Here is a 17,163-nt window from a genome sequence, read left to right on the forward strand (position 1 = left end):
CATATGCTTAATTTAGAAATGAAGGTGTATTGAAGGGAGTCATACCGTTATGCAGTGGATAAAATTTATGATTAAACAATTCCTAAAAGAGCCTTTGTGGTTTAAAATACTAATTTCTACAACTTTGCTTACTTCAATTATTTTTAGCAGCTCTTTTTTTTCGAATAATGCTTATTTTCAAAGCTCTTCCAAATTAGCTGCGGCAATCTTTTTTTGTGCATATGCTATTAAATTTAGGAGAAATCTTGTAACTTCTGTTATCTTATTTACTTCAGCAATTATATGTATTTTTCTATCCATCCTGGCAATATATAAGTGATTAACGTGGTGTTAGTTCAATGAGAAAATTTTTCAGTAGTAATGTCCTCATGAGCCAATCATGAGGACATTTTTTAAATATTATCTTCATGGAATCTAATCTTGAGTATTTACCCTCAAGTCGGATTGTAAGGCACACCCTGATCCCCATCCAAATTCGTCAATCCCTCCATACCATCCATCGAATCGACAACCGCTGATTTTTCCGGCATCATTTCCTGGCATCTTTCATATAATGCCGTTATTGGGCAATAGCGGACGATTCCCTCTGCTACCTTCATCGCGCCGCATAGGGCTACAAACAGATAGGAATCCCGCCAAGGGTGTTTTACAAGTTTTGCCGTACACCAGGATAACATGGTTAGTCCAATTGTAATCCGGATTAATGCGTTTAATAGGCCAATATTGGGTTTGATATTCATTTTGCTCACTCCTTCACAAATTCTTTACAATATTTATCAATTCTTTACTGCGTTAAACGGTAAAATATGATAGTATAATAATAAAAGAAGTTTTGTAAGGGCTTTCTTTGTTATTAAATCAAGATTTTATTATATAGATAGTATAAATAAAGGGAGGGGATATCATATGCTGGAACAACGTTACCGTTGGAAAAACAAACACCTGCGTATGCACATATCCGTGTTGGATGGGAAAACGTCTCCCACCATATTATTGAAAAACGCCTTATATTTAAATCAGTCATTTCGAAAGTGGATGAGGGCAAATATTTGGATTTATGAAGATCGGATTGTTTATGTTGGCGAGAATCTGCCAACACATATCGAAAACTGTGAAGTCATTGACTGCACAAATGAAATTCTTGTACCAGGATACATCGAGCCGCATGCTCATCCCTTTCAATTATATAATCCCCAAACGCTTGCAGCCTATGCATCCCAGTTTGGGACGACAACATTAATAAATGACAACATGGCATTAATGTTAAATTTGAAAAAAAGGGAAGCCTTTTCATTATTAAAAGACCTGCGTTCAATTCCGACGACGATGTATTGGTGGAGCCGCTTTGATTCACAAACGGAAATTCTTCATGAAGAAGAGATATTTTCGAACAGTAATATTAAGTCATGGCTTGAACATGATGCAGTCCTCCAGGGCGGAGAGCTAACAGGCTGGCCCAGACTGCTTAATGGTGATGATATGATGCTTCACTGGATTCAAGAAGCAAAACGGATGCGTAAGAAAATTGAGGGTCATTTTCCTGGAGCATCTGAAAAAACTTTAGCAAAAATGATGCTCCTCGGGACGGACTGTGACCATGAAGCGATGACAGGTGAAGAGGTTTATAAGCGTTTAATGCAAGGGTATATGGTGTCATTAAGATATTCTTCCATCCGGCCCGATTTGCCGCAAATTTTGGACGATATGAAGAGACTTGGCATCGAGGCATATGATCGATTAATCTTTAATACCGACGGATCATCCTCCGCCTTTTACGAACAAGGGATGAACGACTTGATGATCCGAATTGCCATTGAAAAAGGGGTTCCGATTATCGATGCCTATAATATGGCAACTGTCAATATCGCTAGATACTACAATATCGACCATTTACATGGGCAAATTGCCACTGGACGCATCGCCAATATTAACTTTTTATCGAGTATTGAAAACCCTGCACCTGTTTCGGTCCTGGCGAAAGGAAAATGGGTAAAACGGGACGGAGTGAAAACAGAAGTTACTTATCCGCCATTGAAATGGAAGGAATATGGCTTGAAAGAGATGGAACTGGATTGGGAATTAACGATGGATGATTTACAATTCTCAATGCCTTTTGGGATCAAAATGGAAAACTCGGTAATCACCAAGCCCTACTCGATTGCGATTGATGTATCAGGGGATGAATTGTCGCACGATCATGATGAATGTTATTTTACCTTAATTGATCGTAACGGGAAATGGCGGATTAATACGCTGTTAAAAGGCTTCGCATCAAAGTTGTCGGCGTTAGCCAGCTCGTTTTCCAATACCGGTGATATTATTTTAATCGGGAAAAATAAACAAGATTTGCTTCTGGCTTTTAATAGAATGAAAGAATTAGGCGGCGGGATTGTCATGGTCGAGGATGATCAGGTGGTTTGCGAGCTGCCGCTTCATTTAAATGGAATTATGTCAGACCTTCCTATGGAAGACTTAATGGTCCAAGAAAAAAGGTTGTCTGAAGAGCTGCGAGCTAGGGGCTATTCTTTTTCAGACCCAATTTATAGTCTGCTGTTCTTTTCATCAACCCATTTACCTTATATTCGGATTACCCAGCAGGGGATGTATGATGTGATGAATAAAACAGTACTCTTTCCGTCAATAATGCGTTAAACTGTAAATAATTAATGAGTTAAAGCGTGAAAGTGATTTTGAGCCTTGGAGGAAATAGGGGTGTTCGTTGAATGAAGAAATGGGCTGCCGCCTTTGCAGCAATCTTGTTATTACTTTCTGGATGTAGTCATAAGGAGAAAGTAAAAGAACCAGTAAAGAAGGAAAAAACAGTCAATAAGGCTGAGGAAAAAGCGGAAGAGAAACAGGGTGCCCCGTATTTTTATCCGTTAACAGGCATAGGCTCTGAGACACAAACAAAGGGAAGGGCTGTTGCCGTCATGATTAATAATCATCCAAAGGCAAGGCCGCAATCGGGCTTGAACAAGGCTGACATTGTTTATGAGGTATTGGCAGAGGGTGATATTACCCGCTTTCTAGCTGTGTTTCAAAGTGAAAAACCGGCGAATATCGGTCCAGTCCGCAGTGCCCGCGATTATTATATCGACCTGGCTAAAGGACTAAATGCGCTTTATATTGCTCATGGCTGGAGTGAAGAAGCTAAGAAAATGCTCGAGGGCAATTATATCGACAATCTTAATGGCATGGTTTATGATGGTACACTATTTAAACGGTCCAGTACCCGGAAGGCACCACATAATTCCTATATAACGTATGATAATATTTTAAAGGGTTCCGAACAAAAGAAGTATTCGCTGGAAAAAAGTCCGCCGGCCTTCAAGTTTTTATCGGAGGAAGACAGTAAAAACGTGACCGGTGACGAGGCACAGTCAGTGAAAATTACCTATTCATCAGGCGGGATCTCTGATTCCAGCTTCGAATTTGATGCTGCCCTTGGTAAATTTAAACGGTTTTCTGGCGGCGAGCAATCAGTCGATTTAGATACAAATGAACCCGTTTTACTTAATAATATTTTTATAATTGAAACAAACCATCAAGTAATCGATTCAGTTGGACGACGCGATATTGATTTCAAGTCAGGCGGCAAGGCTTATTTGCTGCAAATGGGCAAGGTTAACGAAGTGGAATGGGCAAACAAGGACGGCCAGATTGTGGCTGTTAAAGATGGTAAAGAAGTGCCATTCGTTCCAGGCAAAACATGGGTGAATGTGGTACCGACTAATCCTGGACTGGAAAAAAGCGTTTCATTTAACGCAAAATAAACATTTCATCAATTAAGGGGTAAACAATATGCAAATTAATAAATTACGCGGTAAAGAATTAGATCAATTATTTCAAGCCGTTCTCTCACTAAAGGATCTCGAAGAATGTTATCGCTTTTTTGACGATTTGTGCACGATTAATGAAATTCAATCATTATCACAGCGTCTTGACGTAGCACGTATGCTTCGGGACGGAAACACGTACCATAAAATTGAAACAGAAACAGGGGCCAGCACCGCAACGATTTCCCGTGTCAAACGCTGTTTAAACTTTGGCAACGATACGTATGAAATGGTCCTTGAGCGAATTAAAGATGAAAACAGCAAGCCTGAAGAAGAATAACTAAGCCGAAGAGAATGCCTCTTCGGCTTTTCTTTTTACGTTGGTTAACATTTCTATAAATAGAATCAGTGTTTTCTTTTTTTATCGAATCGTCAAATGCTATAATGGTGTAATGGAATGATGAATGGGGGATCTTTGGATGTATGACTATCGCGAGTGGAGGCATGTGTTTAAACTCGACCCAAATAAAGAAATATCCGATGATAAATTAGAAAAAATCTGCGAATCGGGCACAGATGCCGTGATTGTTGGCGGAACTGACGGAGTGACACTTGAAAACGTCCTCGACTTAATGGCGCGAGTTCGCCGCTTTACGGTTCCATGTGTCCTTGAAGTTTCAAGTATTGAGACCGTTACACCGGGCTTTGACTTATACTTTATTCCGACCATTTTAAATAGCCGTGATCCGAAATGGATTACCGGGCTGCACCATCAAGCGGTTAAGGAATTTGGAGAAATCATTAATTGGGAAGAATTCGCGATGGAAGGCTACTGTATCTTGAATGAGGATTGCAAGGCCGCGAAACTGACGAACGCCAATACAAACATCACCATTGATGATGTGAAGGCCTATGCGATGATGGCTGAAAAGATGTTTCAACTCCCAATCTTCTACTTGGAATATAGCGGAAAATACGGGGACCCCACAGTGGTAGCCGAAGTGAAAAAGGTGCTTGAAAACACAACCCTCTTTTATGGCGGCGGGATTTCTACCCTCGAACAAGCCGCGGAAATGGCCAAGCATGCCGATGTCATTGTTATCGGAAACGCTATTTATGATGAGTTTGATCAAGCATTAGAAACGGTAAAAAGTGTCAACTAGAATTTGCTTAAAAGTGAAAATCACGTTAAAATAAAAACAAGAACAAATGTTTGTAAAATGGTGGTGGAAGAAGTGCAATTTTTAACAGATAAGCTTTTAAATGGCCTGAATCCGGAGCAGCAAAGTGCCGTAAAAGCAACTGACGGCCCGCTTCTCTTGATGGCAGGTGCCGGCAGTGGAAAAACAAGAGTATTAACACATCGAATTGGTTATTTAATCGTCGAAAAACGAGTGAATCCCTATAATATTTTAGCGATTACGTTTACAAATAAAGCCGCACGCGAGATGAGAGAAAGAATCGGGAAAATGATGGGCGGTGTGGCTGAGGAAATTTGGATATCTACCTTTCACTCGATGTGTGTAAGAATTTTACGCCGCGATATCGACCGAATGGGCTTTAACCGCAATTTTACGATTTTGGACACAACCGACCAGCAATCCGTCGTTAAAGGGATCCTCAAAGACAAAAATCTCGATCCGAAGAAGTTTGATCCGCGCGCTATCCTAGGCTCCATCAGCTCAGCTAAAAACGAACTGATTGACCCAGAGGAATATGCGAAAACGGCCGGAGGTTATTTTGAACAAACCGTAAGTGATGTTTATACGGAATACCAGAAGCGATTACGGAAAAATCAGGCACTCGACTTCGATGATCTAATCATGATGACGATTCAATTATTTCAGCGGGTACCGGATGTACTCGAGTATTATCAGCGTAAATTTCAATATATTCACGTCGATGAGTACCAGGATACGAACAGAGCCCAGTATATGTTAGTCAAAATGCTTGCGAATCGCTTCCAAAACCTTTGTGTGGTCGGGGATTCTGATCAGTCGATTTACAGGTGGCGCGGTGCCGATATTGCTAATATCCTATCATTCGAAAAAGACTACCCGAACGCAACCGTTATTCTCCTTGAGCAAAACTATCGCTCGACAAAAAGGATTTTGCTTGCCGCAAATAAGGTCATCGAAAACAATATGAACCGGAAGGCAAAGAATCTGTGGACAGAGAACCCTGAGGGGAACAAACTGGTTTATTACCGTGCCGACAGTGAGCAGGGCGAAGCCCAATTCGTTGCTGGGAAAATCAAAGAATTAACCCGAGATGGAAAAAAACTTTCCGACATTGCGATTCTTTATCGCACCAATGCACAGTCACGTGTCATGGAGGAAGTGTTACTGAAATCAAATATTGAATATGCCATCGTTGGCGGTACTAAGTTCTATGACAGGAAAGAAATTAAGGATATGCTTGCTTATTTACGCTTGATTTCAAATCCAGATGATGACATTAGTTTACGGCGCGTGATCAATGTTCCAAAACGCGGAATTGGGTCTACCTCTGTCGATAAAATGGCTGATTTTGCTGCAATAAACGATATTTCAATATATCAGGCGTTGGATTCTGTCGAATTAATCGGCCTTAGCCCGAAAATCACAAAAGCAGCCCGTGAATTCCATGATTTAATTCGTAATTACACGAACATGCAGGAGTTCCTCTCGGTTACAGAATTAGTGGAAGAGGTTCTTGAAAAGACTGGCTATCGTGAAATGCTTAAAGCGGAAAAATCGCTGGAAGCACAAAGCCGTCTAGAAAACCTCGAGGAATTATTATCGGTAACGAAAAACTTTGAAGACACCAGTGAAGATAGAAGCCTTGTTGCGTTTTTAACGGATTTAGCACTTGTTGCCGATATTGATTCATTGGATGATGATGGAGAAAAGGCCGATTCGATTACACTGATGACCTTACACTCTGCAAAAGGATTGGAATTTCCGGTTGTCTTCTTGATTGGTCTCGAAGAAGGGGTATTCCCGCATAGCCGTTCACTTATGGAAGAGATGGAGATGGAAGAGGAACGCCGCTTGGCCTATGTCGGTATTACTAGGGCAGAGCAAAGCTTATTTATCACCAATGCCCAAATGAGAACCTTGTTTGGGAGAACGAATATGAATCCGGCTTCAAGGTTTATCAGTGAGATACCGGAAGATTTGATTGAAGGTGTGGAACCTGCGAATCGGATGAATACACCATTTGGCTCTAATGGAAGAACTTTTGGGTCATCAGGAACTTCTTATGGTTCATCTGGAAATTCCTCATTTGGAGCATCAAGATCATTCGCTACCCCGGCAGCCAAACGAAAACCGGTGACAAGGCCTGTTTCCGCGGCATCCAGTGGCGAAGAAACCGGCTGGAAGGTTGGCGATAAAGCGGAGCATGGTAAATGGGGAACCGGTACAGTCGTTAGTGTAAAAGGCCAAGGCGAAGGAACTGAGCTTGATATTGCTTTTCCGAGTCCAGTTGGAATCAAACGCCTCTTGGCAAAATTTGCACCAATAAAAAAAGCGTAACAATTACTCCACAGGCTGCGTCAAATACTTAGGGAATTATTACGAAAGGGCTGGATATATGGACCTTCAAATCGCTGAACAGACAATCAATGAAATTAGAAGCCTATTGAATCAATATGGCTATGAATATTATGTGCTAGACAAACCATCTGTACCAGATGCAGAATATGACAAGCTCATGCAGGAACTGCTGAAGCTGGAAGAAAAGTTCCCGGAGTTAAAAACGCCAGATTCTCCTTCAGTCCGTGTTGGAGGAGCCATTCTCGCACTTTTTGAAAAGGTTGAGCACCGCACCCCGATGTTAAGCCTTGGGAATGCCTTTAATGAACAGGATTTAAGAGACTTTGACCGCCGCATCCGCCAGGCGGTCGGCGATAACTTTTCCTATGTATGTGAGCTGAAAATTGACGGGCTTGCTGTTTCCTTACGGTATGAAGACGGTCTATTTGTCCAAGGCGCTACCCGCGGTGATGGAACGATCGGTGAAGATATTACCGCTAATCTAAAAACCATCAAATCGATTCCCCTGCGTTTACGGGAACCTGTTTCGTTAGAGGTCCGCGGCGAAGCCTTTATGCCGAAGCGCTCGTTTGAAGCATTGAATCAGGCACGAACGGAACGCGGCGAAGAGCTGTTTGCCAATCCGAGGAACGCCGCTGCGGGATCACTGAGACAGCTTGACCCGAAGATTGCTGCTTCGAGAAAATTGGATGTCTTCCTATATGGAATTGGCAATCCAGAAGCAATTGGGGCAGTGTCTCACAGTGATGGCCTGGATTACTTGGATCATCTTGGTTTTAAAACGAATAAAGAACGGCAGAAATGTGCATCTATTGATGAAGTGGTCCAGTTTGTAAATGACTGGGTCGAAAAGCGCCCAAATCTCCCTTACGAAATTGATGGTATTGTCATCAAAGTCGATTCCTTAGAGCAACAGGATGAGCTTGGCACGACAGCAAAAAGTCCGCGCTGGGCAATTGCTTTTAAATTCCCGGCTGAAGAAGTGGTGACCACACTAATAGATATCGAGTTAAGTGTCGGCAGGACAGGGGTGATTACTCCGACGGCTATTTTAGAGCCTGTTAAGGTAGCGGGAACAACGGTACAGCGGGCTTCCCTGCACAATGAGGATTTAATCCGCGAGAAGGATATTAAGATTGGCGATAAAGTCGTCGTTAAAAAAGCAGGCGATATTATTCCGGAAGTGGTCAATGTGCTGGCAGATCTCCGAACAGGCAGCGAAGTGGATTTCAAGATGCCAACCCATTGTCCCGAGTGTGAGAGTGAGCTTGTACGCCTTGAGGGTGAAGTGGCACTGCGCTGTATCAACCCTAAATGCCCAGCACAAATTCGCGAAGGCTTGATCCACTTTGTCTCAAGGAACGCGATGAATATCGACGGCCTTGGCGAAAGGGTCATCAGTCAGCTGTTTGCCGAAAAATTAATCAGCGATGTTGCTGATATTTATAAACTGACAAGTGAACAGCTTTTAGCCCTTGAAAGAATGGGCGAAAAGTCAGTTTCTAATCTAATAAAAGCGATTGAAGCCTCCAAAAGCAATTCGCTTGAAAAACTGTTATTTGGTCTTGGTATCCGTCATGTCGGTGCGAAAGCAGCAAAAACGCTGGCGCTCCACTTTGATTCAATGGATAAACTTGCGATTGCTTCTAAGGACGAATTAATCGCGATTAACGAAATCGGCGATAAGATGGCTGATTCCATTGTTGCCTTCTTTGAACAAGACGAAGCAAAGGAACTCATCAATGAATTAGTTACTGCCGGGGTAAATATGGAATATAAAGGAGCTAAACCGGTATCGGCCGCAGAATCAGATTCGGTTTTTTCCGGAAAAACAGTCGTCCTTACAGGAAAGCTCGAGCAATTAGCGCGAAATGATGCCAAGGAAAAGATTGAAGCACTTGGCGGAAATGTCGCAGGCAGTGTGAGCAAAAAAACACATCTCGTCATTGCCGGTGCTGACGCTGGTTCGAAGTTAAAGAAAGCAGAAGAGCTGGGCATTGAAGTCTGGGATGAGGAGAAGCTTTTAGAAGAATTAAATAAATAAGAGGTGTTTCGAAATGAGAAAGGTCTCATTGCTCGCCCTCTCCCTTGTCTTTTTGCTGAGTGCCTGTGCACCCAACTTTCAGAAGCAAAATGAGGTTGTCCAAACAAAGGAGAAGGAAAAAGGGAAGGCGATTATTCCTAAATATAATATTTCAGATAAGTATTATCGTACGATTTTACCATTTGAGCCTGGGGAAGCACGCGGGCTGGTCGTCAGTAATATCAACACAAGATATGATTTAAATGAATTTGAAATGGGCCTAATGAGAATCGCCCAAAATAGCTTTGATACAGACAAATATTATTTCCGCGAAGGCCGGGAAATCAAAGGAACGACTGTAAGGCAATGGTTGAACCGTCAATACACGGATGCGCAGCTGAAAGAAAAGAAAATGAAGGCTGAAGAGAATATCGGCTTAAATCCGGTTAATTCAGGAACGGTCGAAGAACCTAGCAGTCCCATCTATTTAGCCCATATTTTAGAGCACGATTATTTAACAAAAGACGATAAAGGAACTGTAGCACTCGGTGGAGTGACGATTGGGCTGGCGTTAAATTCGTACTACTATTATAAAGTGCCGCAGGGCAATGGGACGATTGAAAAGGAAATGAAAATTTCCGCCGCTGAAATGGAAAAGGAAGGCAAGAAAATCGCCGAAGAAGTGGTCAAACGACTGCGTGCGATGAAGGATGTATCAGATGTGCCAATCACAATCGCCCTATTTGAACAACAAACTAAATCTTCGGTTGTACCTGGAAGATTCATTAGTTATACAACGGTTGATAAGGGCAAATCGAGTTTAAATGGCTGGGAAAATGTAGATGAAAAACACTATTTATTCCCTTCAGCTGATGCCCAAAATGATCATCGTGATGATCAACTTGCCTTTCTAAACTTTAAGCAGGATGTAGAAGAGTATTTTCCGAATTTTAATGGTGTCATCGGCAGAGGATTTTATGTTGGCGACCAGATGCAGGAATTGAATATCACCATTCCAATCCAATTTTATGGAAAAACAGAAGGGATAGGATTTGCCCAATACGTGACCGGCTTAGTGATGGAGCATTTTCCTAAGTATCTTTCTGTTTCGGTAAGTGTTACCTCTGTAGACGGTCCTGAAGCTCTCATCGTCAAAAAGGCAGATGCAGCCGAACCATTCGTTTATATTTACCAATAAGACCCGGCCATAGTGTCTGGTCTTTTTTTCATTGCTCAAATCATTGCGGCTCAGAAAAGAATCATGATAGAATGGACAGTGGATGTAAACGTTTTATTACATAGGAGGGTTTAAGAATGGTACAACCTTATAAGCACGAACCATTTACAGATTTTTCGATTGAAGAAAACCGCCAAGCCTATCTAAAGGCGTTAGAAACCGTTGAAGGCTATTTAGGTCAGGACTACGATCTAGTCATCGGCGGCGAAAAGATTACAACAGAAGATAAAATTGTTTCCTATAATCCTGCTAATACAGAACAAGTTATTGGCCGTGTTTCTAAAGCGAGTAAAGAACTTGCTGAAAAAGCAATGCAGGCAGCTGTTGAAGCATTTAAAACATGGAAAAAGACAAAGCCCGAAGTTCGCGCGGATGTGCTATTTAAAGCAGCAACGATGATTCGTCGCCGTAAAGATGAGTTCTCTGCCCTTTTAACAAAAGAAGCAGGTAAATCATGGAGAGAAGCAGATGTGGAAGTGGCAGAAGGAATCGACTTCCTTGAGTATTATGGACGCCAAATGTTGAGTTTGAAAAATGGTGTACCTGTTAATAGCCGTCCAGACGAATATAACCGTTATGACTATATTCCACTTGGAGTGGGGATTATCATTTCACCATGGAACTTCCCGTTTGCTATCATGGCAGGTACAACGGTAGCTGCCATTGTTTCTGGTAATACGGTTCTACTAAAGCCAGCTTCAACTACACCGATTGTTGCGGCTAAATTTGTTGAAGTAATGGAAGCAGCGGGACTTCCAAAAGGCGTATTAAACTTCGTTCCAGGAAACGGCTCCGAAGTGGGCGACTATTTAGTTGACCACAAAGATACCCGTTTCGTTAGCTTCACAGGTTCACGAGAAGTCGGACTTCGCATTTTCGAACGTTCTTCTAAATTGAACGAAGGTCAAATTTGGATGAAGCGTTTAATTGCGGAAATGGGCGGTAAAGATACCATCGTTGTTGATAGTGAAGCAGACCTTGAGCTTGCAGCACAATCCATCATGGCATCGGCATTTGGATTCTCTGGACAAAAATGTTCAGCATGTTCTCGTGCGGTAATCGTTGAAGATGTTTACGACCAAGTATTGAACCGTGTTGTTGAATTAACGAACCAATTAACGATTGGGGATCCCGTAGATAATTCCAATTACACAGGTCCAGTTATTGATAACAACGCCTTCAAAAAAATCATGGAATACATTGAAATTGGTAAGCAAGAAGGTAAGCTAATGGCTGGTGGTGAAGGTGATAACTCTAAAGGTTATTTCATCAAACCAACAATCATTGCGGATCTTGATCCAAAAGCGCGTATTATGCAGGAAGAAATTTTTGGCCCAGTGGTTGGTTTTACAAAAGCGAAAGATTTTGATGAAGCCATCGAAATTGCTAACAATACCGAGTATGGTCTGACAGGTGCCGTTATCACCACAAATCGTGCCCACATGGAACAAGCTCGTGAAGACTTCCATGTTGGTAACCTTTACTTCAACCGTGGCTGTACTGGCGCGATTGTTGGTTATCAGCCATTTGGCGGATTCAACATGTCCGGAACCGACTCCAAAGCGGGCGGACCAGACTACTTGCTACTTCACATGCAGGCAAAAACAACTTCAGAAATGTACTAAAATAAAGAAAACACCTCTTCTCAATCGTTACAGGGAAGAGGTGTTTTTTCGATAAAATTCTGGGCGTGACAGGCACCCATTATGGTACATTTACAACAAACGGTACGGTCAATATTTTTCCTTCGTGTTTAAATTGCCCCCAGATTTTATAGACGCCTTTTTCAGGGAAAATCGTCATAAAGATTACACTCGGCCCATTTCCTGAAGTGGTCATTGGGTGAATGTGCAAGTATTTTTCAGCATCCGCACTGATGGCAACCGTATGACCCATGGCCCCTAAATATGGCTGCAGATTTTTTATCGGTTTGTTGGTTTTTGCATCAGTGATAGTAAATGTCAAATGCAGCGTCTTACCGGCTGCAAGTTGACTAAATGTGAGCGTTACTTTTTTTCCATCAACCACTTTGGTAAACGCCTCATCCGGAATAAGTGGTTCTTCCTTCGCAGGCTCTCCTTCAATATGAACCCAGTGAGTTTCTACGCTGCTATCACCACCGCCTTTTGGTGTAGACTCAGCAATAATCTTGTAGTCTCCTCCGGCAGGGAAACTGGTCGTAATATCGAATTCGCCATTGCCTTCATACTTTGGGTGGATGTGGGAAAAATAAGCTAAATCTTTACTAACGATAAATAAATGCATCTTTTTCTCGTGAACCGTTTCAAATGTTTTAATCGGTTTACCAGCCTTATCCATTATTAAAATGGAAATCGGAATTTTCACGTTAGCTTGCGGGTGGTCTGTTAATGTCCATTCGGATTTAGTTGGAACCACATTAGTAGGGGTGGCACTCATTTTATGATCCATTGTCGATTTAGGGACTTTTATTGAATTGCAGGCAGTTAGAAATACAACTGAAAATAGTAAAATGCTAATAGCAATTTGTTTCACCGAACATTCTCCTTTCCAATCATCGTCCATTACTCTAATGTACATTACCTGATTCAGCCAGTGCAAGAATTTACTGTAAATAAATAGCCAATTGCGCTGAAATTAATGATAGAATAAGGAATAAAGTTAGAAATGAAACATTTTAGCTGGAAAATTCGTCTTCTAAAAGAAAGGCAGGCAGCTAAGAAATTCTGAAATTATCTTAATAATATACAGGTTTTGGAGGAAAGCAATTGATACCGTTATATTTATTGCATGTCACAACCGTCGCGCATAGTGAGAGTATGCTTTGGACATTTTTAACCTGTAACGTCTTTGTCGTCACAGCAGGAATTGTATTTATGTATAAATTATTCACCCAAAAAAAAGTCCGAAATGCCGGAATCGTGTTCGGTATCGCCATAGCAATTAATTATATCCTAATCGCCATTTTGGGAGATCCATTTGACTTATTAGGCTGAAGACAAGAGAGGGGATGATGAAATTGAAATATTATCGATTATGGGTAATCGCCTTTTTATTAAAATTTATTGGTTCCGCCTGGGATGCATCGTATCACTTTAAGTATTTGTTTGAGGAATATTCCATTCCCCATATTGTTAATACACTTGGATTTGCCCTAGGAGCGTATTTGTTATTTCAAGAGTGGCGGCGCTCCCAGTTTATGGACCGATTTTCACGAAATCTGATTACGATTGGCTATGTATTATTCCTAATCGGCATTCCTTTAGATTTTACCTATCATATTGCTTATGGAATTGATCTAACAACGTGGAGCCCGACCCACTTTATTTATTACATTGCCACGGATATTATGATTTTTGGGGTTTGGCGTGGCTACTACTTGTATTCGAGGGATGTAAAGCCGACCTGGAAGTCGATGCATACTTGGTTCGCAATGTTTTTACTTGAATGTTTGATGTTCCCGAATATGCAGCAGGAAAATGGGGCGATTTCCTATGATCAATACATGCAGGGAAAATCGATTGCCTCACCAGAAATTCTCGACCTTATCTCTGACCCGGCGTCCCAAATTTTTGGCGGTATTCCGGAGTGGGTCTACCCGATTTATTCTGTGTTAATGGTTGCACTGCTGACGGTCATTATCATTCGAATTTTTCGAGATTTTAATATACCTGTCATGGCCGCGGCGCTCTATATTTTATTAAGATTTGTTGGCAAAGGAATTTTTGCAGCCGTTCATTACCCGACTTCGTATGTACCGATTACATTACTATTGATTCCGTTGTGCTATTTATTGTTTAGAAAAATAAACTGGCTAGCCGGGCTGACAGGCAGTCTAAGTTATTTCCTTGTACTTTACGTCATCCATCAATCGGGTTGGCTGATTACACCGCCGCTGGAATTATGGGAGCTTGTCCCGGTTGTGTTAGTGGGTGTCCTAGTTCCGGTTATAAATGCTCTTGTCAAACCGATTCAGCTGGTGAAAAAGAATAGGCAGCCGGCCTAATAACAAGAAGGTGTCTCCAATGTTAACAAGGAGATGCCTTCTATTTTTTTGTTTATGACAATAATGTGAAACTATTCACATATGGTGGTTAAATGTGACGTACCTCACAATTTTTTAGTGCCGTGGGGTTTACAATTTAACTATAAAGAAAACATTAATTAACTTAAATATATAGGGAGCGATCCAAAATGAAAAAATTAGTGATGATTGGGAACGGAATGGCTGGAGTCAGAACCATTGAAGAAATCCTCAAACTATCTCCAGAGCAATTTGAAATAACTATTTTTGGACAAGAGCCATACCCAAACTATAATCGAATTAAATTATCGAATATTCTTCAGGGTGATACAAATTTTGATGAGATCATTATCAATCCACTAGATTGGTATAAGGAAAACAGTATTCAATTATTTACAGGTGAAACGGTTGAAAAAATTGATGTGGAGGCCAAGCGTGTCATCAGCGATCAAGGACGTGAAGTTGAGTATGATGAGTTGATTATTGCGACTGGATCAAATTCGTTCATCCTGCCGATTCCAGGTGCAGATAAAAAAGGCGTGACTGGATTTCGTGATATCCAAGATTGTGAAATGATGATCAAGTCAGCTGAACAATATAAAAAGGCGGTGGTCATCGGCGGCGGCCTGCTCGGTCTTGAAGCTGCAAGAGGGCTACTGAATCTCGGAATGAAAGTCGATGTTGTCCATTTAATGCCGCACCTAATGGAACGCCAGCTCGATCCGATTGCTTCGTCACTACTAAGAGCAGAGCTTGAAGCCCAAGGCATGAACTTCTTAATGGAAAAAGAAACCGTCGAAATCCTTGGTGACGAACGTGTCACAGGCCTGCGCTTTAAAGACGGCTCGGAGATCGAAGCTGATTTAGTGGTGATGGCGATTGGGATTAAATCCAATACAGCAGTTGCAAAAAACAGCGGCATTTATGTAAACCGCGGCATTGTCGTCAATGACTTCATGGAAACCAGCGTACCGAATGTTTACGCAGTCGGTGAGTGCGCAGAGCATCGTGAAATTGTTTATGGGTTGGTTGCACCATTATATGAACAAGGAAAAGTCCTTGCAGAACGGATTTGCGGGGTTGAAGCGAAACCATATGCAGGATCTGTTACCGGGACGCAGTTAAAGGTGGCAGGTGTTGACCTTTTCTCTGCAGGAGAAATTTTTGAAGACGGATCAACGAAGTCCATCATGATTTACAACGAATATGAAGGTATCTATAAACGGGTGTTAACGAGAAATAACTTGATTGTCGGGATCGTCCTTTACGGCGACACAAAGGACAGTACAAAGCTGTTCCGCATGCTGACGAAAAAAGAAGATATCAGCGGGGTTTCCATTTTTCAAACAGAATGTTCGGGAAGCGGAGCTAGTGATGATATTGCTTCCATGCCAAATGATGAACTTGTTTGCGGCTGTAATGGGGTGACAAAAGGGGCAATTGTTGAAGCGATTCAAACACAAGGCCTCACGACACTTGACCAGGTCAGCCATTGCACAAACGCCGGACGTTCTTGCGGACGCTGCAAACCAATGGTCAGCAGCATTCTTGCCTATACACTGGGCGACCAATTCGATAGTACTGCGGCACAAAAAACAAGCATTTGCGGCTGTACGACTTTGAGTCGTGAGGAATTGGTGGCAGAAATCAAGACGAAGGGCTTAACAAGTGTGAAGGAAGTCATGAACGTACTGGAGTGGAACAATGAGGAAGGCTGCACGAAATGCCGTCCGGCCATCAACTATTATCTTGGCATGATTCACATGGATGAATACAAGGATGACCGTGATTCTCGCCTCGTCAATGAAAAGATGCACGCCAATATTCAGAAGGACGGAACCTACTCCGTTGTCCCACGAATGTACGGCGGGGTTACAACAGCAGCGGATTTGAAAAAAATCGCTGAGGTCGCGGAAAAGTACAACGTGCCACTAGTAAAATTAACCGGCGGACAGCGGATTGGCTTGTTCGGTGTGAAAAAGGAAGACCTGCCAGCGATGTGGGAAGAGCTTGATATGCCATCCGGCTATGCTTACGGAAAAACACTTCGCACCGTAAAAACCTGTGTCGGCGCACAATTCTGCCGCTACGGTACGCAGGATTCAATGGCACTTGGTATTGAACTTGAAAAGAAATTTGAGCGTCTGGACACACCACATAAAGTAAAAATGGGCGTATCAGCGTGCCCGCGTAACTGTTCTGAAGCTGGAATTAAAGACATCGGCTTCGTCGGTATCGATGGCGGCTGGGAGATTTATGTTGCTGGTAACGGCGGTGTTGACCTTCGCCCTGGCGACTTGCTATGCACCGTGAAAACGCAAGAAGAAGTTATGGAAATGACCGGCGCCTACCTCCAATACTACAGGGAAACAGCGAATTATTTAGAGCGTACCTCAAAGTGGGTCGAACGCGTAGGTCTGGATCATGTGAAGGAAGTCTTGGCAGATGAGGAAACACGCAGGGCTTTAAACGAGCGGATGGATCAAACATTGAAAAAGTACATCGAGCCTTGGAACGAAGCCATTCAAAATGAAGAAATTCAAGATAAATATTACACACAGCATACTATCAAGGTTGGGGAGTGA

General features: G+C 42.1%; 13 protein-coding genes. 11 read left to right on the forward strand and 2 right to left on the reverse strand.

What is annotated here, in order from left to right; all coding sequences use genetic code 11:
- Positions 1–434: 434 nt before the first annotated feature.
- Positions 435–740 (reverse strand): YgaP family membrane protein, encoded by a 306-nt coding sequence (locus tag ACIQCO_RS22550; protein WP_400432986.1) that lies wholly within the window; start codon positions 738–740, stop codon positions 435–437.
- A gap of 166 nt (positions 741–906) precedes the next feature.
- Here ACIQCO_RS22550 and ACIQCO_RS22555 point away from each other — a divergent pair, with 166 nt between their 5' ends.
- The 8 genes from ACIQCO_RS22555 (at position 907) to pruA (ending at position 12,200) form a co-directional block, all read left to right on the forward strand.
- Positions 907–2,652: an adenine deaminase C-terminal domain-containing protein gene (locus ACIQCO_RS22555; protein WP_400432989.1), complete on the forward strand. Its 1,746-nt coding sequence runs from the start codon at positions 907–909 to the stop codon at positions 2,650–2,652.
- A 71-nt stretch (positions 2,653–2,723) separates the two neighbouring features.
- Positions 2,724–3,773, forward strand: coding sequence for a DUF3048 domain-containing protein (locus ACIQCO_RS22560; protein WP_400432992.1), 1,050 nt, complete (start codon positions 2,724–2,726; stop codon positions 3,771–3,773).
- A 28-nt stretch (positions 3,774–3,801) separates the two neighbouring features.
- A complete protein-coding gene (locus tag ACIQCO_RS22565; RefSeq protein WP_024026477.1) occupies positions 3,802–4,116 on the forward strand; it encodes a YerC/YecD family TrpR-related protein in 315 nt (104 codons plus the stop codon).
- Positions 4,117–4,255: 139 nt separating this feature from the next.
- Positions 4,256–4,939, forward strand: a complete 684-nt coding sequence (pcrB, locus tag ACIQCO_RS22570) for a heptaprenylglyceryl phosphate synthase (protein ID WP_400432996.1) — start codon at positions 4,256–4,258, stop codon at positions 4,937–4,939.
- A 72-nt stretch (positions 4,940–5,011) separates the two neighbouring features.
- Positions 5,012–7,294: a DNA helicase PcrA gene (gene pcrA / locus ACIQCO_RS22575; protein WP_400432999.1), complete on the forward strand. Its 2,283-nt coding sequence runs from the start codon at positions 5,012–5,014 to the stop codon at positions 7,292–7,294.
- 58 nt (positions 7,295–7,352) lie between these two features.
- The gene (gene ligA / locus ACIQCO_RS22580) at positions 7,353–9,359 is read left to right on the forward strand and encodes an NAD-dependent DNA ligase LigA (RefSeq protein WP_400433002.1); all 2,007 of its coding nucleotides are present in this window, start codon (positions 7,353–7,355) and stop codon (positions 9,357–9,359) included.
- A 13-nt stretch (positions 9,360–9,372) separates the two neighbouring features.
- A complete protein-coding gene (locus ACIQCO_RS22585) occupies positions 9,373–10,536 on the forward strand; it encodes a CamS family sex pheromone protein (RefSeq protein WP_400433005.1) in 1,164 nt (387 codons plus the stop codon).
- Between the two features lie 116 nt (positions 10,537–10,652).
- Positions 10,653–12,200 carry an L-glutamate gamma-semialdehyde dehydrogenase gene (pruA, locus tag ACIQCO_RS22590; RefSeq protein ID WP_400433008.1) on the forward strand — a complete coding sequence of 516 codons (1,548 nt, stop codon included), beginning with the start codon at positions 10,653–10,655 and terminating at the stop codon, positions 12,198–12,200.
- 79 nt (positions 12,201–12,279) lie between these two features.
- Here pruA and ACIQCO_RS22595 read toward each other — a convergent pair whose 3' ends face one another.
- Positions 12,280–13,089, reverse strand: coding sequence for a hypothetical protein (locus ACIQCO_RS22595; protein WP_400433011.1), 810 nt, complete (start codon positions 13,087–13,089; stop codon positions 12,280–12,282).
- 233 nt (positions 13,090–13,322) lie between these two features.
- On the opposite strand from ACIQCO_RS22595, the gene ACIQCO_RS22600 reads away from it, so the two are divergent.
- From ACIQCO_RS22600 to nirB, 3 genes are all read left to right on the forward strand, one after another.
- Positions 13,323–13,550 (forward strand): hypothetical protein, encoded by a 228-nt coding sequence (locus ACIQCO_RS22600; protein ID WP_400433014.1) that lies wholly within the window; start codon positions 13,323–13,325, stop codon positions 13,548–13,550.
- Positions 13,551–13,573: 23 nt separating this feature from the next.
- Entirely contained in the window at positions 13,574–14,560 is a 987-nt protein-coding gene (locus tag ACIQCO_RS22605; RefSeq protein ID WP_400433017.1) for a hypothetical protein, read from the forward strand.
- A gap of 188 nt (positions 14,561–14,748) precedes the next feature.
- Positions 14,749–17,163, forward strand: a complete 2,415-nt coding sequence (nirB, locus tag ACIQCO_RS22610) for a nitrite reductase large subunit NirB (protein WP_400433020.1) — start codon at positions 14,749–14,751, stop codon at positions 17,161–17,163.

The organism is Neobacillus sp. NPDC093127, assembly GCF_044754175.1.
GTDB lineage: Bacteria > Bacillota > Bacilli > Bacillales > Cytobacillaceae > Neobacillus.

What these genes read in the sequence shown, in the direction of transcription:
- ACIQCO_RS22550 (WP_400432986.1), bottom strand. Translation starts at nt 740, where the DNA reads ATGAATATCAAACCCAATATTGGCCTATTAAACGCATTAATCCGGATT.
- ACIQCO_RS22555 (WP_400432989.1), top strand. Translation starts at nt 907, where the DNA reads ATGCTGGAACAACGTTACCGTTGGAAAAACAAACACCTGCGTATGCAC.
- ACIQCO_RS22560 (WP_400432992.1), top strand. Translation starts at nt 2,724, where the DNA reads ATGAAGAAATGGGCTGCCGCCTTTGCAGCAATCTTGTTATTACTTTCT.
- ACIQCO_RS22565 (WP_024026477.1), top strand. Translation starts at nt 3,802, where the DNA reads ATGCAAATTAATAAATTACGCGGTAAAGAATTAGATCAATTATTTCAA.
- pcrB (WP_400432996.1), top strand. Translation starts at nt 4,256, where the DNA reads ATGTATGACTATCGCGAGTGGAGGCATGTGTTTAAACTCGACCCAAAT.
- ligA (WP_400433002.1), top strand. Translation starts at nt 7,353, where the DNA reads ATGGACCTTCAAATCGCTGAACAGACAATCAATGAAATTAGAAGCCTA.
- ACIQCO_RS22585 (WP_400433005.1), top strand. Translation starts at nt 9,373, where the DNA reads ATGAGAAAGGTCTCATTGCTCGCCCTCTCCCTTGTCTTTTTGCTGAGT.
- pruA (WP_400433008.1), top strand. Translation starts at nt 10,653, where the DNA reads ATGGTACAACCTTATAAGCACGAACCATTTACAGATTTTTCGATTGAA.
- nirB (WP_400433020.1), top strand. Translation starts at nt 14,749, where the DNA reads ATGAAAAAATTAGTGATGATTGGGAACGGAATGGCTGGAGTCAGAACC.